The 24,168-nt window shown below is 58.4% G+C and carries 20 protein-coding genes; 8 read left to right on the forward strand and 12 right to left on the reverse strand.

The genetic code is table 11. From position 1 onward, the window contains the following. The first annotated feature begins 4 nt into the window (after positions 1–4). The 5 genes from AC3Y64_RS15270 to AC3Y64_RS15290 all read left to right on the forward strand — a co-directional run bounded on the left by AC3Y64_RS15270 (position 5) and on the right by AC3Y64_RS15290 (position 7,715). Positions 5–1,579 carry an ABC transporter ATP-binding protein gene (locus tag AC3Y64_RS15270; RefSeq protein ID WP_489984308.1) on the forward strand — a complete coding sequence of 525 codons (1,575 nt, stop codon included), beginning with the start codon at positions 5–7 and terminating at the stop codon, positions 1,577–1,579. A 153-nt stretch (positions 1,580–1,732) separates the two neighbouring features. After that, positions 1,733–3,139, forward strand: coding sequence for a sigma-54 interaction domain-containing protein (locus tag AC3Y64_RS15275; RefSeq protein WP_489984309.1), 1,407 nt, complete (start codon positions 1,733–1,735; stop codon positions 3,137–3,139). A gap of 288 nt (positions 3,140–3,427) precedes the next feature. Beyond that, the gene (locus tag AC3Y64_RS15280) at positions 3,428–4,819 is read left to right on the forward strand and encodes a GntP family permease (protein ID WP_489984310.1); all 1,392 of its coding nucleotides are present in this window, start codon (positions 3,428–3,430) and stop codon (positions 4,817–4,819) included. A gap of 7 nt (positions 4,820–4,826) precedes the next feature. Beyond that, positions 4,827–5,600: a 3-hydroxybutyrate dehydrogenase gene (hbdH, locus tag AC3Y64_RS15285; RefSeq protein WP_489984311.1), complete on the forward strand. Its 774-nt coding sequence runs from the start codon at positions 4,827–4,829 to the stop codon at positions 5,598–5,600. Positions 5,601–5,759: 159 nt separating this feature from the next. Next, positions 5,760–7,715, forward strand: coding sequence for an acetoacetate--CoA ligase (locus tag AC3Y64_RS15290; protein WP_489984312.1), 1,956 nt, complete (start codon positions 5,760–5,762; stop codon positions 7,713–7,715). Between the two features lie 38 nt (positions 7,716–7,753). Here the strand turns inward: AC3Y64_RS15290 and AC3Y64_RS15295 are convergent, their stop codons facing one another. Continuing rightward, positions 7,754–11,515 carry a hypothetical protein gene (locus AC3Y64_RS15295; RefSeq protein WP_489984313.1) on the reverse strand — a complete coding sequence of 1,254 codons (3,762 nt, stop codon included), beginning with the start codon at positions 11,513–11,515 and terminating at the stop codon, positions 7,754–7,756. Between the two features lie 134 nt (positions 11,516–11,649). Further along, positions 11,650–12,759, reverse strand: a complete 1,110-nt coding sequence (locus tag AC3Y64_RS15300; RefSeq protein WP_489984314.1) for a PilT/PilU family type 4a pilus ATPase — start codon at positions 12,757–12,759, stop codon at positions 11,650–11,652. 131 nt (positions 12,760–12,890) lie between these two features. Between AC3Y64_RS15300 and AC3Y64_RS15305 the strand changes: the two genes are divergently transcribed. Further along, a complete protein-coding gene (locus AC3Y64_RS15305; protein ID WP_489984315.1) occupies positions 12,891–15,428 on the forward strand; it encodes a PAS domain-containing hybrid sensor histidine kinase/response regulator in 2,538 nt (845 codons plus the stop codon). A 52-nt stretch (positions 15,429–15,480) separates the two neighbouring features. After that, a complete protein-coding gene (locus tag AC3Y64_RS15310; protein WP_007912322.1) occupies positions 15,481–15,756 on the forward strand; it encodes a peptidylprolyl isomerase in 276 nt (91 codons plus the stop codon). Between the two features lie 121 nt (positions 15,757–15,877). Here the strand turns inward: AC3Y64_RS15310 and kdgK are convergent, their stop codons facing one another. The 10 genes from kdgK to AC3Y64_RS15360 form a co-directional block, all read right to left on the reverse strand. Beyond that, the gene (gene kdgK / locus AC3Y64_RS15315; protein WP_489984316.1) at positions 15,878–16,813 is read right to left on the reverse strand and encodes a 2-dehydro-3-deoxygluconokinase; all 936 of its coding nucleotides are present in this window, start codon (positions 16,811–16,813) and stop codon (positions 15,878–15,880) included. 227 nt (positions 16,814–17,040) lie between these two features. Further along, positions 17,041–18,255: an amino acid deaminase gene (locus AC3Y64_RS15320; protein ID WP_489984317.1), complete on the reverse strand. Its 1,215-nt coding sequence runs from the start codon at positions 18,253–18,255 to the stop codon at positions 17,041–17,043. Positions 18,256–18,294: 39 nt separating this feature from the next. Further along, positions 18,295–19,059 carry an IclR family transcriptional regulator gene (locus AC3Y64_RS15325; protein WP_489987977.1) on the reverse strand — a complete coding sequence of 255 codons (765 nt, stop codon included), beginning with the start codon at positions 19,057–19,059 and terminating at the stop codon, positions 18,295–18,297. A 156-nt stretch (positions 19,060–19,215) separates the two neighbouring features. Continuing rightward, a complete protein-coding gene (locus AC3Y64_RS15330) occupies positions 19,216–19,605 on the reverse strand; it encodes a RidA family protein (RefSeq protein ID WP_007912330.1) in 390 nt (129 codons plus the stop codon). 30 nt (positions 19,606–19,635) lie between these two features. Continuing rightward, positions 19,636–20,433 carry an amino acid ABC transporter ATP-binding protein gene (locus tag AC3Y64_RS15335; RefSeq protein ID WP_489984318.1) on the reverse strand — a complete coding sequence of 266 codons (798 nt, stop codon included), beginning with the start codon at positions 20,431–20,433 and terminating at the stop codon, positions 19,636–19,638. Further along, a complete protein-coding gene (locus AC3Y64_RS15340) occupies positions 20,430–21,092 on the reverse strand; it encodes an amino acid ABC transporter permease (RefSeq protein ID WP_008078016.1) in 663 nt (220 codons plus the stop codon). The genes AC3Y64_RS15335 and AC3Y64_RS15340 overlap by 4 nt, the downstream gene beginning before the upstream one ends. Before the next feature lie 9 nt (positions 21,093–21,101). Next, positions 21,102–21,764, reverse strand: a complete 663-nt coding sequence (locus AC3Y64_RS15345; protein ID WP_003225455.1) for an amino acid ABC transporter permease — start codon at positions 21,762–21,764, stop codon at positions 21,102–21,104. Between the two features lie 52 nt (positions 21,765–21,816). Continuing rightward, a complete protein-coding gene (locus tag AC3Y64_RS15350) occupies positions 21,817–22,665 on the reverse strand; it encodes a transporter substrate-binding protein (protein ID WP_489984319.1) in 849 nt (282 codons plus the stop codon). A 286-nt stretch (positions 22,666–22,951) separates the two neighbouring features. Continuing rightward, positions 22,952–23,233: a type II toxin-antitoxin system RelE family toxin gene (locus tag AC3Y64_RS15355; protein ID WP_489984320.1), complete on the reverse strand. Its 282-nt coding sequence runs from the start codon at positions 23,231–23,233 to the stop codon at positions 22,952–22,954. Then, positions 23,223–23,471, reverse strand: coding sequence for a type II toxin-antitoxin system Phd/YefM family antitoxin (locus AC3Y64_RS15360; RefSeq protein WP_489984321.1), 249 nt, complete (start codon positions 23,469–23,471; stop codon positions 23,223–23,225). Before AC3Y64_RS15360 ends, AC3Y64_RS15355 begins: the two co-directional genes overlap by 11 nt. A gap of 248 nt (positions 23,472–23,719) precedes the next feature. On the opposite strand from AC3Y64_RS15360, the gene AC3Y64_RS15365 reads away from it, so the two are divergent. Next, positions 23,720–24,151, forward strand: coding sequence for a thioredoxin family protein (locus AC3Y64_RS15365; RefSeq protein WP_489984322.1), 432 nt, complete (start codon positions 23,720–23,722; stop codon positions 24,149–24,151). The last annotated feature ends 17 nt before the right edge of the window (positions 24,152–24,168 follow it).

The raw sequence follows: 24,168 nt of genomic DNA on the forward strand, positions 1-24,168 counted from the left end.
GGCCATGACTGATAACCTGATCGAAATTCGCAACCTCAATGTCGCCTTCCACGGCCAGCCCGTGGTGCGCGACCTGTGCCTGGATATTCGCCCCGGTGAATGCCTGGCACTGGTCGGCGAATCGGGCTCGGGCAAATCGGTGACGGCGCATTCGATTCTGCAGTTGTTACCTGAAAGTGAAGCGCAAACCACCGGCAGTATTCGTTACCGTGGCCAGGAACTGGTCGGCGCCGACCCCAAGGTCCTGCGTGAATTGCGCGGCAACCGTATCGCGATGATCTTTCAGGAGCCGATGACCTCGCTCAACCCGCTGCACACCATCGAAAAGCAGATTGGCGAAACTCTGCTTCTGCACCGAGGCCTGGGCGGCAAAGCGGCACAACAACGCATCCTGGAATTGCTCGGGCTGGTGGGCATTCAGAAGCCCAAGGAACGGCTCAAGGCTTATCCGCATCAGCTGTCGGGCGGGCAACGCCAACGGGTGATGATTGCCATGGCACTGGCCTGCGAGCCGGAACTGTTGATCGCCGATGAGCCGACCACCGCGCTCGACGTCACGGTGCAGCGCAAAATCCTGCTGCTGCTCAAATCCCTGCAACAGCGCCTGGGTATGTCTCTGCTGCTGATCAGTCACGACCTCAATCTGGTGCGTAGCATTGCCCAGCGCGTTTGCGTTATGAAGGCCGGGCAGATTGTCGAGCAGGCACCGTGCGAAACGCTGTTTACCGAACCCAAGCACCCTTACAGCTGCGTATTGCTCAACGCCGAACCTGAAGGTGAAGCCCTGCCTCGGGATGAGCGCGAGAACGTGCTGGAGGTCGAGAATCTGCGGGTCGAGTTCGTCGTCGGAGGCGGGCTGTTTCAGCGTAAGCAATACCTGCGCGCCGTCGATGGCATCAGCCTGAGCATTCAGCGCGGCAAGACGCTCGGGATCGTCGGCGAGTCTGGTTCGGGCAAATCGACGTTGGGTCAGGCGATCCTGCGCCTGCTCGACTCCGAGGGCAGCATTCGTTTCCAGGGTGAAGCGCTCGACGGCCTCACTCAGAAACAACTGCGCCCGTGGCGCCGCCAGATGCAGGTGGTGTTTCAGGATCCCTTCGGCAGCCTCAGCCCACGCATGTCGGTGGCGCAGATCATCAGTGAAGGCTTGGAAGTACACTGCGAATCGACCGCCGGCGAATGCGATGAGCAAGTGATCCGCGTACTCAGGGAGGTCGGCCTCGACCCGGAAAGTCGCCATCGCTACCCCCACGAATTCTCTGGCGGCCAGCGGCAACGCATCGCCATCGCCCGGGCGCTGGTGCTGAAACCGGCGCTGATCCTGCTCGACGAGCCGACGTCGGCGCTGGATCGTACGGTGCAGAAACAAGTGGTCGCCCTGCTCCGCGATCTTCAGGAAAAGCATGGCCTGACTTATCTGTTCATCAGTCACGATCTGGCGGTGGTGCGCGCCCTCGCCCACGACATGATCGTGATCAAGGACGGCAAAGTGGTCGAGCGTGGCCCCAGTCACACGGTGTTCGATTCGCCGCAGCATCCGTATACCCAAGAGCTGTTGGCGGCGGCGCATCCTGGATAGACATAAACCGAGTCGCATTCAATCGCTGGCAAGCCAGCTCCCACAAGGAGCGGCGATGTACATAACATGCGTGAACGCCCGAGAACCCTGTGGGAGCTGGCTTGCCAGCGAAGAGGCCCGCATTGACAACTTACATTCCGGATCAGCCGTCAGATGAACACCACCGAAAGCCTCAAGGACTATCAACGGGTTCGCACTCTGGCGATCCGCTCGCTGTTCGAGATCATCGAGCAGTCCAGCGAAGGCACGGTGATCGTCGATCGCGACGCCAATATCGTCTGGATGAATGAGCGTTATGCCCGGCGCTTTGGCCTTGAGTCCGCCGCCGTCGCCATCGGCAAACCCTGTGAAAGCGTAATCCCCGGCAGCCTGTTGCGCGAAGTGGTGCGCACCGGGCGGCCAATCCTGCTCGACATGCAAGACACGCCGAAAGAGCCACTGGTGGTGATGCGTCTGCCGATCCACGACGACGTCGGTACGGTGATCGGCGCCATCGGTTTTGCCCTGTTCGATGAGCTGCGCACGCTATCGCCGATGCTCAAGCGTTACTTGAGCATGCAGGAGGAACTGGCCTCAACCCGTTCCCTGCTGCGCGCACGGCAGACCAAGTACAACTTCGCCCATTTCATCGGCACCAGCGCCGCCAGCCTCGAAGTCAAACGGCGGGCGCGGCGCAGTGCCAGTGCCGAATCACCGGTGTTATTGCTCGGCGAAACCGGCACCGGCAAAGAGCTGCTGGCCCAAGCGATTCACAGTGCCTCGCCACGGGCGCACAAGGCGTTCGTCAGCATCAACAGCGCGGCGATTCCCGAGACGCTGCTGGAAGCGGAGTTCTTCGGCACGGCGCCCGGCGCGTTCACCGGCGCCGACCGCAAGGGTCGCACCGGCAAGTTGCAGATTGCCCAGGGCGGCACCTTGTTCCTCGACGAAATCGGCGACATGCCGTTGCCCCTGCAAAGCAAACTGTTGCGGGTGTTGCAGGAAAAGGAATTCGAACCCGTCGGCTCCAACGAAGTGATCCAGAGCGACGTTCGCGTGATCGCCGCCACCTCGACGGACCTGCAGGCGGCGATCCAGCGTGGCGAGTTCCGCGCCGATTTGTACTATCGCCTCAATGTGCTGCCGATCCAGGTGCCGCCATTGCGTGAACGCCTGGACGACTTGCCGGCACTCAGTGAAGCGATTCTGGAGGAGCTGCGCAGTCAGCACGAATTGCATCGTGATGCGCTGGAACTGCTCGGCCAGCACGCGTGGCCGGGCAACATCCACGAACTGCGCAATGTGCTGGAGCGGGCGGCGCTGCTCAGTGATGACTTGATGTTGACGGAGACTGACATTCGCGCGGCGATAGGCACATTTTTGCCCGTGGAACGCGGCCCGGCACCGACGATTGAACCGTTGGTGCAGGAAACCTTTGCGCAGGCACGGGAGCGTTTTGATCGGCAATTGATTCAGGCAGCCCTCGACCAATGCGGGGGCAAAGTGCCTGAAGCGGCAGTGTCACTGGGCCTGGGGCGGTCGACGCTTTACAAGAAAATGGTCGCCTTAAGCATGGTCTGATCTCAATATTGAGACATCAGTCTCTTCCTTGAGACAAGTCAAAACTTCGCGAGCAAGCTCGCTCCCACAGGCTGTCCGCATTCCAATTGTGGGAGCGAGCTTGCTCGCGAAGAGGCCAGAACAATCAACAAAAAAAATCTCAGAAAAGAGACAAAAACACTCCAAACACTTAAAAAAAATCAAAATAGATCATATATTTCAAATACTTACATATCTGGCACAAAACTCGCTAAAGCCTCTCCCACACCCGTTCCACCCACAAAAATAACAATTCTGGAGAGACACACCATGAGTGTGATCATTGCCTTGGCGGCCCTCGCGCTGCTGATGCTCGCCGCCTACCGTGGCTACAGCGTTATCCTATTCGCGCCGATCGCCGCCCTTGGCGCGGTGCTGCTCACCGACCCATCTGCCGTAGCGCCCGCGTTCACCGGGGTGTTCATGGAGAAAATGGTCGGTTTCATCAAACTGTACTTCCCCGTATTCCTGCTCGGCGCCGTGTTCGGCAAGCTGATCGAGTTGTCGGGGTTCTCCCGCTCGATCGTCGCGGCGGCGATTCGATTGCTCGGCACCAAGCAAGCGATGTTGGTGATCGTGCTGGTGTGCGCCCTGCTCACTTACGGTGGCGTGTCGCTGTTCGTCGTGGTGTTTGCGGTGTATCCGTTTGCCGCTGAAATGTTCCGTCAGAGCAACATCCCCAAGCGCCTGATCCCCGCGACCATCGCTCTCGGCGCGTTCTCGTTCACCATGGACGCCCTGCCCGGCACCCCGCAAATCCAGAACATCATCCCCAGCACGTTCTTCAACACCACCGCGTGGGCCGCGCCGTGGCTGGGTGTGATCGGCACGATTTTCGTCTTCTGCACCGGCATGCTGTTTCTTCAGCGCCAGCGCAACAAGGCGCAACGTGCCGGCGAAGGCTACGGCACCGAACTGCGCAACGAGCCGGAAACCGCTGAAGACCTGAAGCTGCCCAACCCGTGGATTGCCCTGTCTCCACTGTTGGCGGTGGGCATCATGAACCTGCTGTTCACCCAGTGGATTCCGCAGTGGTATGGCAAGACCCACAGCCTCGCGCTGCCGGGCATGGCCGCGCCGGTGACCACTGAAATCGCCAAACTGACGGCGATCTGGGCCGTGCAGGCAGCCTTGCTGATCGGCATCCTGATGGTGCTGGCGTTCGGCTTCAAAGCGATCCGCAGCAAACTCGCCGAAGGCAGCAAAAGCGCAGTCAGCGGCGCGTTGCTGGCGGCGATGAACACGGCATCGGAATACGGTTTCGGTGCGGTGATCGCTTCGCTGCCGGGGTTCCTGGTACTGGCCGACTGGCTCAAGCAGATTCCCAATCCGCTGGTCAACGAAGCCATCACCGTGACCCTGCTTGCCGGCATCACCGGTTCGGCGTCGGGCGGCATGAGCATCGCGCTGGCGGCGATGTCCGAGCAGTTCATTGCTGCCGCCCACGCCGCCAATATTCCACTGGAAGTGCTGCACCGCGTGGCGGCGATGGCCAGCGGCGGCATGGACACCTTGCCGCATAACGGCGCCGTGATCACGTTGCTCGCGGTGACCGGGTTGACCCACCGCGAAGCCTATAAAGACATTTTCTGTATTACGCTGATCAAGACCCTGGCGGTCTTCGTAGTGATCGGCACTTTCTACGCCACTGGCATTGTGTGAGGTATTGATGACGACTCTTTCCGGCAAGACCGCACTGGTAACCGGTTCCACCAGCGGCATCGGCCTGGGCATCGCACTGAGCCTGGCCAAGGCTGGCGCCAACCTGATTCTCAATGGGTTTGGTGATGCCTCGAAGGTCATTGCTGAAGTCGGCCAATTCGGCGGCAAGGTCGGCCATCATCCGGCCGATGTCAGCGACCCGGCGCAGATCGCCGACATGATCGCCTACGCCGAGCGCGAGTTCGGCGGCGTCGACATTCTGGTCAATAACGCGGGCATTCAGCATGTCGCGGCAGTGGAAGAATTCCCGGTGGAGCGCTGGGATTCGATCATTGCGATCAACCTGTCTTCGGTGTTCCACAGCACGCGCCTGAGCCTGCCGGGCATGCGCGCGAAGAACTGGGGGCGGATCATCAACATTGCCTCGGTGCATGGCCAGGTCGGTTCGACCGGCAAAGCTGCGTACGTCGCCGCCAAACACGGGGTCATCGGTTTGACTAAAGTGGTCGGCCTGGAAACCGCGACCAGCAACGTGACGTGCAACGCGATCTGCCCGGGCTGGGTGTTGACGCCGCTGGTGCAGAAACAGATTGATGATCGCGCGGCCAAGGGCATCGATCCGCAGCAGGCGCAACATGATCTGCTGGCCGAGAAGCAGCCGTCGCTGGAATTTGTGACGCCGCAGCATTTGGGCGAGTTGGTGTTGTTCCTGTGCAGCGAGGCTGGCAGCCAGGTGCGTGGGGCGGCATGGAATATTGATGGTGGCTGGCTGGCCCAATAACCTGCGTCGCCGTCTGTAGGAGTGAGCCTGCTCGCGATAGTTTATTGGCAATCGCAGATGTGCCGACTGATAAACGGCTATCGCGAGCAGGCTCACTCCCACAGGGGATAGTCGTAGTGCCAGAGCCTTGTGCATGAACCCGATAACAAGAGGCAAGCAATGTCCGACATCCTTTGGCAACCCGACGCCAACCGTATCGCCCAATCGCGCATGGACACTTTCCGGCGCTCGGTCAATCAGCGTCATGGGCTGAAACTCGACGACTACCCTGCCCTGCACCAATGGAGCATCGAACAGCGTGAGGATTTTTGGCAGGACATCGTCGACTGCTTCGATATTCGTTTTCACACCCAACCCGATGCGGTACTGCGTGAAGGCGCACAAATGCCCAGCGCCGAATGGTTTCCCGGCGCAACGCTGAACTTCGCCGAGCATCTGCTGCGTCGTCGTGACGATGCCGTGGCGGTGATTGCCGTGGGAGAAAACGGTCAACGCGAACAGTTGAGCTGGGCCGAACTGGCCGAGCATGTCGCCGGGCTCCAGGCCAGTCTGCAGGCTGCCGGTGTGGGCCTCGGTGATCGCGTCGCCGCGTGCATGCCCAACACCTGGCAAACGCTGGTGGCGATGCTCGCGACCACCAGCCTCGGTGCGATCTGGTCGTGCTCTTCGCCGGATTTCGGCACCCACGGGGTGATCGATCGTTTTGGCCAGATCGAACCGAAAGTGCTGATCACCTGCGCCGGTTACCGTTACGCCGGCAAAGCGATCGACCAGACCGGCAAGCTCAATGAAATTCTCCAACAACTGCCCACCTTGCAGCAGTTGATCATCGTGCCTTACGCACGTCCGAACACCCGTAGAACGGACTATCGCACCCAAGCCGACGTGAACCTGTGGGATGAGTTCTATGACCCCGGCGGCGAACCGGATTTTGTCGCAGTATCGTTCAATCATCCGCTGTACGTGCTGTATTCCAGCGGCACCACCGGCGTGCCGAAATGCATCGTGCACAGTACCGGCGGCGTGCTGTTGCAGCACGTCAAGGAACATGGCCTGCATTGTGATCTCGGCCCCGGTGACCGACTGTTTTACTACACCACGTGTGGCTGGATGATGTGGAACTGGCTGGTGTCGGCACTCGCGGTGGGCAGCGCCGTGGTGCTGTACGACGGCTCGCCGTTTTACCCGGACAACCAACGCCTGCTGGACTTGATCGACGACGAACGCATCAGCGTGTTCGGCACCAGCCCCAAGTTTCTCGCGACACTGGAAAGCAGCGGCGTCAAACCACGGCAAAGCCATGCTCTGGGCAGTCTGAAAACCTTGCTGTGCACGGGTTCGGCGTTATCGCCGCAAAGCTACGATTTCGTTTATCGCGATGTTAAACCCGACGTTTGTCTGGCCTCGATGTCGGGCGGCACCGATATTGTCTCGTGCTTCGTCAACGGCAATCCGCTGTCGCCGGTACGTCGCGGCGAGATCATGGGCAAGAGTCTGGGCATGGCGGTCGAAGTGTGGAATGACGCGGGTGAGCCGGTGATCGGCGAAAAAGGTGAGTTGGTGTGTACCCGGCATTTTCCGGCGATGCCGATCGGGCTGTGGAATGACGCCGACGGCAGCAAATTGCGGCAGTCGTATTTCAGCCTGTTTCCCGGCGTATGGGCTCAGGGCGACTACGCCGAACAACTGCCCCACGGCGCGATGATGATTCACGGCCGCTCGGACGCCGTGCTCAATCCCGGTGGCGTGCGCATCGGCACCGCGGAGATTTATCGACAGGTCGATAAAGTCCCGCAAGTGCTCGATAGCGTGGCCATCGGGCAACAATGGCAGGACGATGTGCGGGTCGTGCTGTTTGTGCGCCTCGCGGACGGCGTTGAACTGGACGACACCTTGCAACAGCAGATTCGCCAGGTGATCCGCGCCAACACCACACCCCGGCATGTGCCGGCAAAAATCGTCGCGGTGACCGACATTCCGCGCACCATCAGCGGCAAAGTCGTCGAACTGGCGGTGCGCAATGTGGTGCATGGCGAAAAGGTCAAAAACACCGATGCGCTGGCCAATCCCGAGGCGCTGGAACAGTTTCGGGATCGGCCAGAACTGATGGTTTGAACGGGCGGAGGCCTTGCGTCAAGCAACCGCTGGCGCAATCACACCGGTTTGTTCAAGGTGATGAGGACCGGATCGACAATGGCCCTGCCACCACTGGCTGCGATGGCCAGGTTGATCCTCATCATGTTGCGCTCGAACGTGGCCTTGTCTGTGCAGAGCTGGCTTAGCAATGAGGTTGCCACTGCCAGGGAATCGGCATTTTCAAAGGCTTTGGAGGCTGAATAACAGGCCGTTGCCTCCTCTGACACCGGCAGGCAACCCGAGGCAATATTCAGTAAGGCAGCCACATCAACCGTTTGCCCACTTTCGCTGCCGATCTGTGCATCAATGGCGTAGCCGATATCGTCGGTTTGCGCGCTGGCATGGAACAGTTCATGAATCAGGTCATCGGCTACCACGTCATGGTTGAAGCCCAGGCTGACGAAGTGTTTGTTCAGGTTCTTTGTGTAGATTTCAACAAACGCGATATCAGTTCTGTTGCTGGCATCTGCATTTTTCCAGCGGTTGTAACTGTTCACATCAAACGCCGCGAGGGTGCTTTGCTCCTTGATTGCATCAAGCACAATGTTGCTCAGGGAAAAGCCCGCAAAATCGAAGCGGATAAACCGCAGATAGTTCACCAGACGCTCGGTGGCTACCGATGAAGTGTCGCCGAATAATGCCTTCATGATTCGGCTGCAATGCTGCTTGAGTTCAAGCCGATCAAAAGCGGCAATCGCATTGTCGATCTTCGCGCGAGCAAGGGGCAGGCTCGTCTCGATAAACCTTCGCGTGTAACTTTCCGGCAGGGTTTTCGGTGTGTAAGGCAACCGCAAAGGGCCGTCAAACGAGAAACCATTCAACGGTTTGCCCCACAGGTTACCGCGACGATCCAGGGCGAACCATTTATTGTCACGGCGCGCGGCCACGACCATAACAGCGTCGCTCGCGGCACCACGGGGACGCCAACTGCCCAGCCCCCATTGCGTGCGGCCAGCGCTTTCAATCAAATCCCAGGGGCGTCGGCGGCCACCGAGTGTGTGCAATTGTCGGTTCGCCTTGGTGAGTAGCTCATGGGTTTTTCTATTGAAGCGCAGCAGGCCTTTGTGTGCGAGCTTCGCACCCGCTTGCAGGCCACTGGGCACGCCGTCTATCGGGTTAAACAGCGACACGGCCGAAGTGAACACCAGTTTCGTCAACTTCGCTGCTTTTGACGTCGTGGATATAGCCTTGGCAGAAATGCTCAATACTTTCGCACCGGCCCCCGCCACCGTTCCAATCAGGCCAATACCGTCCATCAAACAGCCGTAGGCCCCATCTACCATCTTGTCATGCTCACCGGAGGCGATGTCCTCGATGCACTTCTTGAACGGCACGACCAGGTCGATGAAATAGGTGATCAGTCGCTCGCCTTCCTCGCGGCCGCTCTCAAGAGGCGTTGGTATACGAACAAGTTCCCTGAGTTCCTGGGCATGCAGGAACGGACGATGGCTGACGATGAACTCGGCGACACGGGCAATGTTTGGATCATTGAAGCGCTGATAAAAACCCTGCTTGGGATTTGCAGCTTTCGCGGGGGCAGGCAACTCGCCGAAATAATCGATGACCGCCATGCTGCTGGTGACCGAAGGGTCTTCTGCAACAGCATGGGTATAACGATTGAGATTGAGCGGCAGATTTTGCGGATACGTCAGCGATTGCTGCAGGGTCAAATTGGCCGTGCGGCTCATTCTCGACCGTTGTTCCATTTTCCGTTCGCGAACAATCAACTCACCCAATACGTTGTTCTTTCTGAACTCTCCGCGGGAAGTGAATAGCTCGTAACAGGTAATGGTGTTATTGCAGGACACCCACATCACCAGGCCGAAACGCCCGGTTGCAGCATCTCGGCTTTGCTGTGTTTCTCTTTCCTGGTCAGTGCCGATGGCGGCGCTGGCACGACGGCTTACCTTGTAAATCGCCGATCCACGCACCGTGAAGAAGTGTATCTGCGCACTCAGGAATGCACGCGAATCCTCCTCGGGCATCAGTGCCAACGCGAGTTTCACGGTCGACGACATGGCACCATTGAGGTCCTTCAGATGCACGGCCAACTGACGATCCATCTCTTCGTCACAGGAAGTGAGCTTGAGTAATTTTGGATAACGCTTGTAGAGGCTGATACCCGAAGGGTTGTAGTTGATGGGCGGTCGGGGTATGCCGTTAGTGATCAGATACACGGTACGCCGATCCCACTTGGCAGTGACCAGATCGCCCGATTGATGCAGATCGACCATGGACATGACTTGCTGCCCACCCTCCTCGGAGAGTGCTTTTTCATCCAGTGTGTCGCAGCCCGGCGCAGCGACTCGCAAAGCTGCACGGGCAATGTTGGCGCGGCTGGGTAAAGCGGTCGAAAATGCCCGGGCTATCTGGACGAATTTTTCCGAGTGCTGCTCGAAAGCTTCGATCGCACGTTGAGTACTGGTTACCTCTGCCTGCTCGAGTTCAATCGGCGTGACAATCTGGTTGAGCAGCGACCAGTTGACGATCGGGTCAATCATGGCCAGTTCGCGCAAGTGTTTCTGTGCATCGCTGACCGGCTCCAGGTCGGCGTAGGCCATGACCTGCCCATGGGTCAGAACCCGCGACGCACCTGCCTTTGCCGCCTCCACCAATGCGACCCCACGAGAGAAATTGATCCAGGCAATCGATCCAAGGTTGATTGACTTGGGAATGTCTCTGACCAGTAACTCCGGTGCCATGCGCGCCAGTATCAAATGGGTCGCCACAGGCGCCAGTTCAGGGTCGATATTCAGTGTTCCCCGTAGAACCGCCGTCAATTGCTCACAGACCACTGATGAATGACGATCAACATTGGCCGGACCATACAGCTCAAAGCCGAAGATACTCTTGCGCCGCTGCAATCGCTCGATCGCCGGATGCAGTTCGAGAATAATCGCCGTCACCAGCAATTGCCGGAGCATGTTCTCCGAGACTTCTTGCCCGCTACTGTTGCCGAACCAGCCCAACTCTGCCAGATAACGCTTGGCGAGAGCCAAAGCCTGTGGCGAGCGGACACAGTCGGTGATGCGCTGCGCGGCATTTTCCTGTGATACCGCCAGCCCTGGGGCAAAACCATGCAAAACCGTGAGCAGACGTTTTCCAGGCGTCAGCTTGGCCGTTGCCTGGCGAATAGCCGAAAACTGTTCTGCGGATAACGTGACGGACGCGTGGTCATCTACTTCGAAAAGCTCCCAGTAATTACCAGGTTCGTCTACGTACGGGTCAAATTTTAAAAAATCGATAAGCCCTCGGACTTGCGCCTTGGTCTGAGGAAAGGTTATTTCATGAAACTCAAACCATTGATCCAGTCGTATTTCAAGACTTGGCCAGATATATCCGCCTGCCACTTTGGCGATGTCTGCAATAAGTTTCAGCTCAACACGTGTCGATTGACTGTAGTCAAAGTAACCCGCCGCAACCAAATCTTTCCAACCGATATCGGTTAGCGTATCCAGCGCTCCACTTGGCTTTACACATGTCGATTCGTACTCGCCCCTTACTTGAGTGATCGCACTACGTACCGGACTGGTTTGAAGCAACTGATTCAGCAGGAGTTTGCCGGGGTTATAAACTTCGTACAGCGACGAGCCTTCCTGCAAATCAATCTCGTGATAAAACCAGGAAATGACTTCATCATCTTCATACAGCCCTAGCGCCACCTCTAGCTCAGCCAAGACTCTTTTGCGCTCAATCTTTTCGGCCTGAGCTATTCGTCTCCACTCGGCCAGCGCCATTGTTGAACTTTGAAATCCCTTATTTCTTTTAGCCGCACTCATAATTCACCCCATCAAGTTAAGCGCTGAACAACTCAGCTCGATGACGTTGTACTTACTCCACTAAAAACGATCCACTCGCAAAATGTTTAACGGCATTGCAAACACCCACTTGCAACAGCAATCAACAACCCACTTCAGCCCATCAAACCCCACTCTCCCGACTTTGAGTCAATAGCATTTGGTGCGTCTGCGGCAAGCTTTAAACGCAACTTCAGATTATTGCTTGAGTCGGCATTTTTTAACGCCTCGGATTCGTTGATTGCCCCCTCGCAGACCAATCCGAACAATGCCCCGTCAAAAGTTTGCATGCCCAGTTCCGTAGACTTTTCCATGATTGGCTTGAGTTCATCGAACTCACCGCGCCGCACCAGATCGGCAATGGTCGGCGTGCCCAGCATCACCTCCACCGCCGCCCTTCGTTGCCCGTCCACCGTACGCACTAACCGTTGCGAAACGAATGCTTTCAGGTTGTTACCTAACGCATTGAGCAACTGCGGTCGTCGCTCTTCGGGGAACATATTGATGATTCGATCCAGCGCCTGATTAGCGTTATTGGCATGCAGGGTCGACAACACCAAATGCCCGGTTTCGGCAAACGCCAGTGCGTGCTCCATGGTTTCGCGGTCGCGAATCTCGCCGATCAGCACCACGTCCGGTGCCTGACGCAGGGTATTTTTCAACGCGGCGTGGAAACTGCGCGTGTCGACCCCGACTTCACGCTGATTGATGATCGAATGCCGGTGCCGATGGATATACTCGATCGGATCTTCAATGGTGATGATGTGCCCGCTGCTGTGGCGATTGCGGTGATCGATCAGAGCCGCCAACGATGTCGACTTGCCGGAGTCGGTGGCGCCAACAAACAGGATCAGGCCTTGTTTGAGCATCACCGTTTCGAGCAGTACCGGCGGCAACTTGAGGTCTTCGAAACGAGGAATGTCGAGCTTGACGTTGCGGATCACGATCGAGACGTCATTGCGCTGTTTAAACACGTTTACCCGAAAGCGCCCGATGCCGGTGCGTGAGATGGCCAGGTTCATTTCCAGATCCCGGTCGAACTCCCGTCGTTGCTCGACGTCCATCAGAGCATGCGCAATCGCCGTGACTTCGCCGGGTTTGAACGGCTGTTCACCGAGCGGCGTCAGCACGCCCTGAAAGCGCGCACTGGGTGGCGCGCCCGTCGACAAAAACAGATCCGAGCCATGCTGACTGGCCAAACGTGTTAACAGTGCATCTATTTCCATGGCAAAAAACACCTGCGAAGCATTCAATATTCAGACGTGCCCCGCTGTCGTGACGCAGCGCGGCGTTGAGCGTCTACCCTCCTGAAGGATAGTAGACGCCGCCTTACCGAACGACGCTCAGGACTTACGTGATGAATGCTGTACCCACCAATGATGACGCTCAGGCCTTGATCGCCCGCACCGACTGGAGCAAGGGTCCGCTGGGTGCTTCCGCCAATTGGCCACAAAGCCTGCGCACCGCGGTGGATATCGTCATTCACTCGCCGATGCCGATGCTGTTGTTATGGGGGCCGCAGCTCACGCAAATCTACAACAACGGCTTCGCCATGCTCGCCGGCAGCAAGCATCCGCACGCTTTCGGACAACCGGCACACCAGATATGGCCGGAACTTCGCGACTTTACCGACCCGATTTACAGCGCCGTCCTACAAGGCCAGGTGCGCACCTACAGCGAACGGCGCTTTAGCCTGCAGCGTGAGGGGAAAGAATCCGACTTCTGGCTGGATTTGACCTACAGCCCCATTCGCGACGAAACCGCGCAAGTGGCCGGCATTCTGGTCACCGCCATTGAAACCAACGAGCGCCGGCGCATCGCCCTCGAGCTGCAACAGCGTTCCGAAGAAAGCCTCAAGGCCCAGCGCGAAACCGAAGAACGCCTGCAACTGGCCCTGGCCGCCACCGATGCCGTCGGCACTTGGGATTGGGACATTGGCGAAGATCGCTTTATCGCAGACGCGCATTTCGCTCAGTTGCACGGTGTCGATCCCACCCGGGCCGGGCAGTTGCCGATCAGTGATTACCTGCATGGTGTCCATCCCGAAGACCGGGCGATGGTGGCGCGCAGCATCAAGCACTGCATCACCCACGGCACCGAATACGCCGAGGAATATCGCCTGCTCCAGCCTGATGGTGAATTGCGCTGGGTGTTCGCGCGAGGACGCTGCTACAAGGATCATCACGGCCGGCCCATGCGTTTTCTCGGCGCGGCGCTGGACCTGACCGAGCGCAAACACACCGAGCAGGCCTTGCGCCAAAGTCAGACCGAGTTGCAGCTGATCATCAATGCCATGCCGATTCTGATCAGTTACGTCGACCGCGAGGAACGTTTCCGCCTGAACAACGCGGCGTATCTGGACTGGTACGGGCTCACCCCGCAAGAACTCTATGGCCGCACCATTCGCGACGTGATCGGCGAAGAAGCCTACTTTCTGCGCGCGCCGTACATCGCCGAAGCGCTGGCAGGCCGGCCCTGCTCGTTCAGCCTGTACACCAACCACCGCGACGGCAGCAGTCGTCATGCCCTGATGAATTATTTGCCGCGCCACGGGGCGGACGGTGCGGTGAACGGTTTCTATATCTTTGTGATCGATGAAACCGAACGCAAGAAAACCGAAGAAGCCCTGCGCAATCTCAATGAAACCCTTGAGGAACGCGTCAGCGCCCGCACTGAGCAGCTGGCTCAGGCCAATCAGCGTTTGCAGAATGAAATGTTCGAGCGCGAACGCGCCGAAGATGCGTTGCGGCATGCGCAGAAGATGGAAGCGGTTGGCCAGTTGACCGGCGGCATCGCGCACGACTTCAACAATATGCTCACCGGCATTATCGGCAGCCTGGACTTGATGCAGCGTTATATCGCCGATGGCCGGGCCGACGAAATCGGCCGATTTACCGACGCTGCCGTCTCGTCCGCCAACCGCGCCGCGGCTTTGACCCATCGTCTTTTGGCGTTCTCGCGGCGCCAATCACTGGATCGCAAGAAGCTGGATGTCAACGAGCTGATTCATTCGCTGGAAGATTTGATCCGCCGTACCAAAGGCGATCCGATCGAACTCAAGCTGCAACTGGCCGACAACCTGTGGCCGGTCAGCACCGATGTCAGCCAACTGGAAAACGCGTTGCTCAATCTGGTGATCAATGCCCGGGATGCCATGCCTAACGGCGGCGAACTGCTGATTGAGACGGCAAACGTTTACCTCGATGGCACCGACATCACTACCCTCGAACCGGTCAAGGCTGGCGACTATCTGATGCTGGCCGTCAGTGACAACGGCACCGGCATGACACCTTCGGTGCTGGCCAAGGCGTTCGATCCGTTCTTCACCACCAAACCAATCGGTCAGGGCACGGGCCTGGGGCTTTCGATGATTTATGGTTTCGCCCAACAGTCCGGCGGCCATGTCAGCCTCGACAGCCGGCCGGATCAGGGCACCTGTGTGCGTCTTTACTTGCCGCGTCTGTACCTGCAAACGCCAGAGCAGGCAACCGAGGCTGCGGTCAGCGAACCGTCCACGGCGACGCCCGGGGAAACCGTGGTTATCGTCGAAGACGACCCGGCCGTGCGCATGCTGGTGCTCAATTTGCTCAAGGAGTTGGGTTATCGAGCCTTCGAGGCGGTGGATGCCACGGCAGCCCTTGCGCTGCTGGAGTCTGATTTGCGCGTGGATCTATTGGTCACTGATGTCGGCTTGCCGGGCATGAATGGCCGGCAATTGGCAGAAATTGCCCGCCAGCATCGACCGGGGCTGAAAGTGCTGTTCATGACCGGTTATGCGCAGATCGCCGCCGAACGTCAGGGCTTTCTTGAAGAGGGCATGGACATGATCGCCAAACCGTTCGCCCTGGATTTGCTGTCCAACAAGATCCGCACGATGATCAACCAAACCGCGTGACTTGAGGCATAATCCCGCGCCCCGCCGTCACCCCGTTATCAGGTATCGCACGATGAAAGCCCAAGCCCGCCACATTCTGGTGAAAACTGCCGAAGAAGCCGAACAGCTCAAACAACGCATTGCCAAAGGCGAGGCGTTCGATGTGCTGGCGAAGAAATTTTCCACTTGCCCGTCAGGCAAGCGCGGCGGCGATCTGGGTGAAGTGCGTCCAGGGCAGATGGTCGGCGCGATTGATGCGGTGATTTTCAAAAAACCGCTGCGGACGGTGCATGGGCCGATCAAGAGCAAATTTGGCTATCACCTGGTGCAGGTGTTTTACCGGGATTGATCAGCGCTTACCTGTAGGAGCTGTCGAGTGAAACGAGGCTGCGATCTTTTGATCTTGATCTTATTTTCAAGATCAAGATCAAAAGATCGCAGCCTTCGGCAGCTCCTACAGGGCTCGCATTTCAGGTTCTGGGAATCAGTGCCCCCGGCACTTGAATCACCCGGCTCGCCAAGCGATGCCCCGCTTCGGCAGCTTCAGCCGGACTGCCGCCCGACAATCGACTCGCCAGATACGCCGCACTGAACGAATCCCCCGCCGCCGTGGTGTCCACGACCTTTTCGACCTTCTGCGCCGGCACTTCAAACGTCTCGCCATCGCACAGAATCAGACACGCCTCGGCGCCGCGCTTGAGCACCACCTCCGGCGTACCTATCGTTCCGTAAGCCTCGAGCACTGCGTCGCTGTCGGCATAACCAAACAATGCCTGCTCGTCATCCACCGTCAGCAACGCCACGTCAACATAGGGCAGGACGCTGTTATAGGCCGCCTGCGCGTCCTCGCGCGAGGCCCACAGGCGAGGTCGGTAATTGTTATCGAAAACCGCTCGCGCACCGCGCCGCCGGGCTTCGATCAAGGTCTGAATCAGTCGCTGCCGCCCCTTCGCGCCGAGCACCGCCAGGGTGATACCGCTGAAATACAGCACGTCGTAATCCGCCAATGCCGCCAGAATCGGCTCGGCTGCCGGCGTGGTGAAGCAATCGCGCACAGCGGCTTCGTTGCGCCAATAGAGGAAACGCCGCTCGCCGTTGGCATCGGTCTGGATGCAATACAGGCCGGGCAAACGACCGGGTAAACGCTGGACCAGATCGAGGCCGATGCCTTCGTCCGACCAGATCTGGCACATGGCGTCGCTGAAACTGTCATCGCCCAGTGCGGTGACGTAATCAACCTGCGCCTTGTTGCCCAAGGCACGCGAGAGATAGACCGCGGTGTTGAGGGTGTCGCCGCCGAAACTCTGTTGCAGGCTACCGTCGGCGCGCTGCTGGAGTTCGATCATGCATTCGCCGATCAGGGCGATGCGCGGGGTTTTGTGCCCGTTGGGGCTGAAGGTGTTCATGTGAGCTGTCTCTGATGATTCGCGGGTGTCTGATCTGGCCTCATCGCTGGCAAGCCAGCTCCCACAAGGATTGAGGTCGTTCACAGATTTTGTAATCAACACTGCCCCCTATGGGAGCTGGCTTGCCAGCTCCCACATGGATTGATGTCGTTCACAGATGGTGTAATCAACACTGAACCCTGTGGGAGCTGGCTTGCCAGCGATTGGCCACGACTCGGTCTGAAGCTTTAGAAACAAGTCTCCATGCTCTCGATCACCGACAACTGCTCATCCACCAGCAACCCTACACGCCACTTGTCGAACGTCAGGCACGGGTGCGAAGTGCCAAAGGAAATGATGTCACCCACGCGCAATTCAACCCCCGGCGCCACGGTCATGAACGCGTGCTGGTCCATCACCGCCGTGACCTTGCACGCACCGACATCATCGCCCACCGCCGGCACGACGCCAGCCTTGTAACGCTGCAAAGGGACCGGCAAACCGGCGTCATACGCCACGTCACGTTTGCCCAGCGCGATCACCGCAAATCCCGGCTCCGGCAACGACTGCACGTGCGCCCAGACTTCCAGCGCCGGACGCAAGCCTTCGTGCAAGTCACTGCGGCGATCGAGTACGCAGCATTGCGCTTCCTTATAGATGCCGTGGTCATGGGCCACGTAACTGCCCGGACGCAACACGCTGAGGAAACGCCCGGCCGCGTTCTGCGCTTCGAACGATTCAGCGATCAGGTCGTACCACGCCGAGCCGGAAGCGGTGATGATCGGCTTGGCGATCGCGAACGCGCCGCTGTCCTGCAACTGCACCGCCAAACGCACCAACGACGCGGCGAATTCGCGAATGCCGCTGACTGCGTGGTCGCCGTGAATCACGCCCTCGTAGCCTTCGATACCGGTCAGGGCCAGCGCTGGTTGCGCGTTGATCGCCCTGGCCAGCGCGATGACTTCCTCCTCGCTGCGGCAACCGCAACGGCCACCCACCACGCCGTACTCGATCATCACGTTGAGTTTCACCCCACGCGAGGCGAAGTAGGCGCCGAGATCGGCGACGTTGTCCGGGTGATCGACCATGCAATAGAAATCGAACGACGAATCGGCCAGCAGATCGGCAATCAGCGCCATGTTCGGCGTGCCGACCAACTGGTTGGCCATCAACACGCGGCGCACGCCTTGCGCGTAAGCGGCACGCGTCTGCGTAGCGCTGGCGAGGGTAATACCCCACGCGCCAGCATCGAGCTGACGCTTGAACAGCGCTGGCGTCATGCTGGTTTTACCGTGCGGCGCGAGTTCGGCGCCGCTGTCGCTGACGAACTTCTGCATCCAGCGAATGTTGTGCTCCAGTGATTCACGATGCAGCACCAGCGCCGGCAGGCTGACGTCACGCGCCAGATGCGCACCGATGGCAGCGTTGCCCTTTTCCACAGCGTTTGTATTGGCAGTCGTCATGGTCGAACTCCTCACAGTCGCAGCCGCAGGCAGCCGCGTTTATTCGTTGATACGCCGGGCGAGGCTATTGGCGCTCTCGATCAGAACCCGGCGATAGTCGTTGTAATTGTTCTTCGCATCGGCCCGTGGGGCGACGATGCACAAGGTGCAAATGGCCACGCCGTGGCGGTCTTTGACCGGCGCGGCGAAGCAATGGGTAAAGGTGTCGGCGACACTGTCGAAGGAGAAAAACCCATCGATGCCGGCCTGACGAATTTCTGCAAGAAAACGCTCCAGTGGCAGGCGCTCGCCGTCGGGCAGGATGTAGTCGTCTTCGTCGATCAGGTCGATGATCTGTTGATCGCTCAAGTGTGCAAGCAGCAGACGCCCGGAAGCGGTCCACGGGATCGGCGCGTTTTCGCCGATATCGGAAGAAATACGGAAATGCCGCTCACCCTCCTTCATCAACGCCACCGTGTATTTGCGCCCGTTGAGCAGGCACATCTGCGCGGTTTCACGGGTCTGGCTGACGATCTCCTGCAAGGCGTGATCGGCCTCGCGACTGAGGTCGAAATGCCGCAGATGCGCCTGGCCGAGAAAGTACAACTGGCGACCCAGATAGACATGACCGTCCTTGCCCACCGGCTCCAGGATCCGTCGTTCCAGCAGCGAGGCGACGAGTTCGTAGACCGTGGATTTCGGGCTGCCGATGCCGTTGGCGATGTCGTTCGGGCGCAGCGGCTGGCCGATCTCCTTGAGGAAATCGAGGATATCGAACGCCCGGTCCAGACCACGGGCCCGGCGCTTGATGGTGTCTTCGGTCATTTCAGTGGTTCCCATTCAAAGTCGCCGGGAGTTTACCGCTAATGATCGTTCCCATGCTCCGCGTGGGAATGCAGCCCGGGACGCTCTGCGTCCCTTGGAACGCGGAGCGTCCCGTGAGGCATTCCCACGCAGAGCGTGGGAACGATCAGTGTGTTTTCAGGCCTTCTTCTTGTAGGCGATGCAATCGATCTCGACCTTGCAATCCACCATCATGCTCGCCTGCACACAGGCCCGCGCCGGGGCGTGCTCGGGCTTGAAGTACTCACCAAAGACCTTGTTGAAACTGCTGAAATCACGCGGATCGTCCAGCCACACACCGGCACGCACCACATCTTCCAGGCCATAACCGGCCTCTTCGAGAATCGCGATCAGGTTCTTCATGGTCTGGTGGGTCTGTTCAACGATGCCGCCAACAATGATCTCGCCATCCACCGCCGGCACCTGCCCGGACACATGCAGCCAGCCATCCGCTTCGACAGCGCGGGCGAATGGACGTGGCTGGCCGCCAGCGGCGGTGCTGCCGGTGCCGTAACGAGTAATGCTCATGGGTATTTCTCCTGGTTACAAAACGAAAGATTAGAACCGCGTGCTTTTCAGAAACTCAGCCAGACGCGGCGATTGCGGGCGTTCGAACAGCTCCTTGGGAGGCCCCTGCTCTTCGATCCGCCCCTGATTCATGAAAACGATCTTGTCCGAGACCTCGAAGGCAAAACGCATCTCGTGGGTCACCAGCAGCATGGTCATGCCGTCTTCGGCCAGGCCCTTGATCACGTTGAGCACTTCGCCGACCAGCTCCGGGTCGAGGGCTGAAGTCACTTCATCGAACAGCATCAGGCTCGGGTTCATCGCGATTGCCCGGGCGATCGCCACGCGCTGTTGCTGGCCGCCGGACAACTGGCCGGGAAAGTGATTGCGCCGCTCCAGCAATCCGACGCGCTCCAGCCATTTCTCGGCGAGGACGACGGCTTCGTCTTTGTGCATCTTCTTCACCTTGAGCAGGCCCAGAGTGACGTTCTGCAACGCGGTCAAATGCGGGAACAGATTGAATTGCTGAAACGCCATGCCCGTCATAGCGCGATGGCGAGCAATGACCTTTTCAGCGTGCCGGATGCGCTTGCCGTTGCTTTCGTCATAGCCAATCGATTCGCCGTCGAGCAGGATCTGCCCGCCCTGAAACTCTTCGAGCATGTTCACGCAGCGCAGCAGCGTAGTCTTGCCCGAACCGCTGGAGCCGATCAGCGTCACCACGTTGCCGCGCTGCATGCTCAGGTCAACACCTTTGAGCACTTCGACTGCGCCGTACTGCTTGTGCAAACCACGGATGTCCAGCAGCGGCTGGCCGTTTTGAACGTTGGAAACTTGAGCTTCAGTCATGGCAAGGCCACCCGCTTTTCAATGTGCCGGCCGAGTAACTCGATGCCGTAGTTGATGACGAAGAACAGAAAACCGGCGAACAGGTAGAACTCCAGGGTCATGAAGTTCCGGGCGATGATCTGTTGGGTGCTGAGGAGCAATTCGGCGACGCCGATCACTGAGAGCAAGGTCGAGGCCTTGACGATTTCGGTCGACGAGTTGACCCAGGTCGGCAGGATCTGCCGCAACGCCTGAGGCAACAGCACATAGCCGAGGGATTGGTAGAACGTCAGGCCGATGGCCTGGCTCGCTTCCATCTGCCCGCGTGGCAACGCTTGCAGCGCGCCACGGACAATTTCGGCAACGTGGGATCCGCAGAACAGCGTCAGTCCTAACGCACCGGCCTGAAACGCACTGATCTGCCATCCCAGCGCTGGTGCCATATAGAAGCAGGCCAGCACCAGCACAAACACCGGCGTGCCGCGAATCAGATCGACGTAAAAACGGAACGGTGCGCGCATCCAGAACTTGCCGTACGTCAGCACCAGACCTGCAACGACGCCAAGCATCGTGCCGAGCAGGATCGCCAGCGCCGAGACTTGCACGCTGGTCAGAAAACCTTGCCAAAGCGGTTCACGGGCGACCCACAATTCATGCAACCAACTGGGAGATTCGTACATCGCAGCCTCCTATCGGCGGATTGCCAGACGCTGCTCGAGGTAACGCAGCAGCATGGCAATGAGGTAACAGGCCGCGACATACAACGCCGTGGTCACCAGCCAGGTTTCAATCACCCGGTAGCTCTCGACGTTGATTTTGCGCGCGTAGTAGGTCAGTTCCGGCACTGCGATCGCGGCAGCCAGCGAGGTGTCCTTGAACAGCGAGATGAAGTTGTTCGACAGCGCCGGCAACACGTTGCGCAGCATCACCGGCACGGTGACGTAGGCTTTGACCTGCCATTCGCCGAGACCGATCGCCAGTCCCGCTTCGCGCTGGCCTTTGGGGATGCTCAGCAAGCCGCCACGGAACACTTCGGTCAGGTACGCCCCGGCATACAACGAGAGCGTGATGATGAACGAAGGAATCTTGTCCAACCGAATTCCGAGACTCGGCAAGGCAAAGTAGATCAACAGAATCAACACCAGAATCGGCGTGTTACGCACCACCGTGACGTATACCGAAGCCAGCACCCGCAAGGCACGATGCTTGGAAAGCAAGGCAAACGCCATCAGCAGGCCGATCACGCAGCCGATGGCGATCGACACCAATGCCAGTTCGAGGCCCAGACCGAGCCCCGCCAGCAAGGTGTCGAAATCGCGCCACACGGCGGCAAAGTTCAACTGATAGTTCATGGTCAGCAGTACCTTGAGCGGGGCGATGTGCAATCGCCCCACTCTCACGGGATCATTTGAATTCGACGGGGAAACCAATGGCTGGCGACGGCAGATCAACACCAAACCATTGCTTGAACGACGCCGCGTAAGTCGGGAATTCAACGCCGGTCATGGCCTCGTGCAACGCGGTGTTGACGAAATTCAACCAATCTTGATCGCCGCGCTTCACAGCACACGCATAGGTTTGAGGGCTCCAGGCATAGGTCGGGCTGCGGTAGCGGCCAGGGTTCTGCACCATCAGGTATTTGACCGAAGACTGGTCGGTTGCCGCAGCATCGGCACGGCCGGAGTTCACGGCCTGATACATCAAGTCCACGCTGTCGTACTGATCGACCTTGGCTTTGGGCAGTGCCTGGTGCACCAGTTCTTCGGCGTAGACGTTCTGCAGCACCGCCACGGTGACGCTGTCGCCAGCGGCTTGCAGGTCTTCGATTTCCTTGTACTTGCTGTTGTTCGGCAGCAGCAGGCCGACGCCTTCGCGGTAGTACGGCAGGGTGAATGCGACTTGCTGCGCGCGACTGGCGGTGACGGTGATGAACTGGCAGCTCATGTCGACCTTGTCGGTGAGCAGATTGGGAATCCGCGCATCGGATGACTGCACCACGAACTCGACCTTGCTCGGGTCGTTGAACAGACCTTTGGCGACGATCCGCGCGATGTCGATATCAAAACCCTGCAACTTGCCATCGGCGCCCTGGAAGTGCCACGGCGCATTGGTGCTGCCGGTGCCGACGATCAGTTTCCCACGGGCCAGAACACTGTCGAGCTTGCCGTCGGCTGCCTGGGCCATACCCATGACAGCGGACGAAGCCGCAAGAACAAAAACACACGCTTTAAACAACGAAGGACGGCGATGCATGGCAAGCACTCCAGAATTGTGTTTATTCCGCTATACCGGAACACGGTTTGTTACTACGGAATAGACAGCAGAAAGTGTGCCACAGGATTCGGTCGGAATCTGCAATGGATTGAAATGTTTTTGGAATCAATGGGATGCAGCAAGCAGGGAAGTTATCGCGAGACGCAATCAGGAGTGAACGCGCTACTGTAGGCTACACACCGCGAGTAGGAGGTTCCCATTTGGGGCTTGGGTGATCCGGTTCGGTGCAAACCATAGAGACATGAATTCAGCTTTTAAAAGCAATTCAGCGTTTGGCGGCTTCTTTATAAACGTCGCCCCGTTCTCGTTTACCGACAGCTATCACGGTGACGATCAGGATTTCATCCTTGACCCGATAAACCATTCGATACCCTGCATTCCGGAGCTTTATTTTGTATGCGTTGGAGAGGCCTCTAAGGCGATCGGCAGGTACGTGGGGATTGAGTATCCGTTCGGTGAGTTTCCTTTTAAATTGCTCACGAAGCCCTTCTCCCAACCTCCCCCATTCCTTCCATGCCTTTTCGGAAAACTCCAGCTCATAAGTCATCTAACGAGACCTTGATAGTCGGGTCATTTTCCCGTTCCTTGCTGAGCGCTATCAACTCTAGGTCCTCCAGGCGCGCCATCATCGTCTCGTACTCTTTGGCGGGTACACAGTAAAACGCTGGCTCATTTCGGTTGAGAATCGCGACTGACTGCCCGCCCCCAGCGGCGACGGTTCCCATCGGATTTTTTTTCAATTCGGAAATACTCGCAACGACTTGAGAAAGAATGATATGTGCCATGACGGTGTTCCTTAAGGTGCTTTGAGTGGCACTCAAAATAGCACTCCAAACGGGTCATGACTCCAATGCAAATGAAGATATCACGCGTTCTTTTCCGACGTTTCTGTCTTGCTCGTCGGGTAGCTCTCGTAAATTCGTGGGAAAAAACTCGGGTTTTTTACGCGCACCTGTAATTTCTGACAGTAGACCTTCTTGCCCCTCTCCTTTAACGTCATTGAACCTACAAGGTCATTGAAAAGGAGATTTCAATGAAAGCCATCGCGTCGAATACCGATCTGGCTCCGGTTTATTGCAAAGCCCTGAAAACCTGGCGCCCGGTGATTCTGTATTTCGCCAACGAACATTGCCCTGCCTGCGAATGGGCCGGGCCGATCTTTCGTCAGACGGCCGAGCCGTACCGGCATCGCGCCGACATTTATATGCTCAACACCAGCGAGTCGCCCCGCCATCCGCAAGTGACCGGCACGCCGACGGTGCTGTTCTACAAGAACGGCAGGCTGGTGAAAAAGCTCAAAGGCATCGGCACCGAAGAGACGCTTGCACGGGATCTCGCCGAGCATATCGGCAGGACCAAAGCCCCCTTCGCTCCCCGCAAAGCGTCGCATGATCTGACCTGGCTCCGGCAGACCCTGCGCACCCTTTGTACGATCCCACGCGCACGCCGATGGGACTTTTCCTGAAGTTGCCATCCAAGAAG

It is taken from the genome of Pseudomonas sp. 4CAES_32.4, assembly GCF_058136335.1.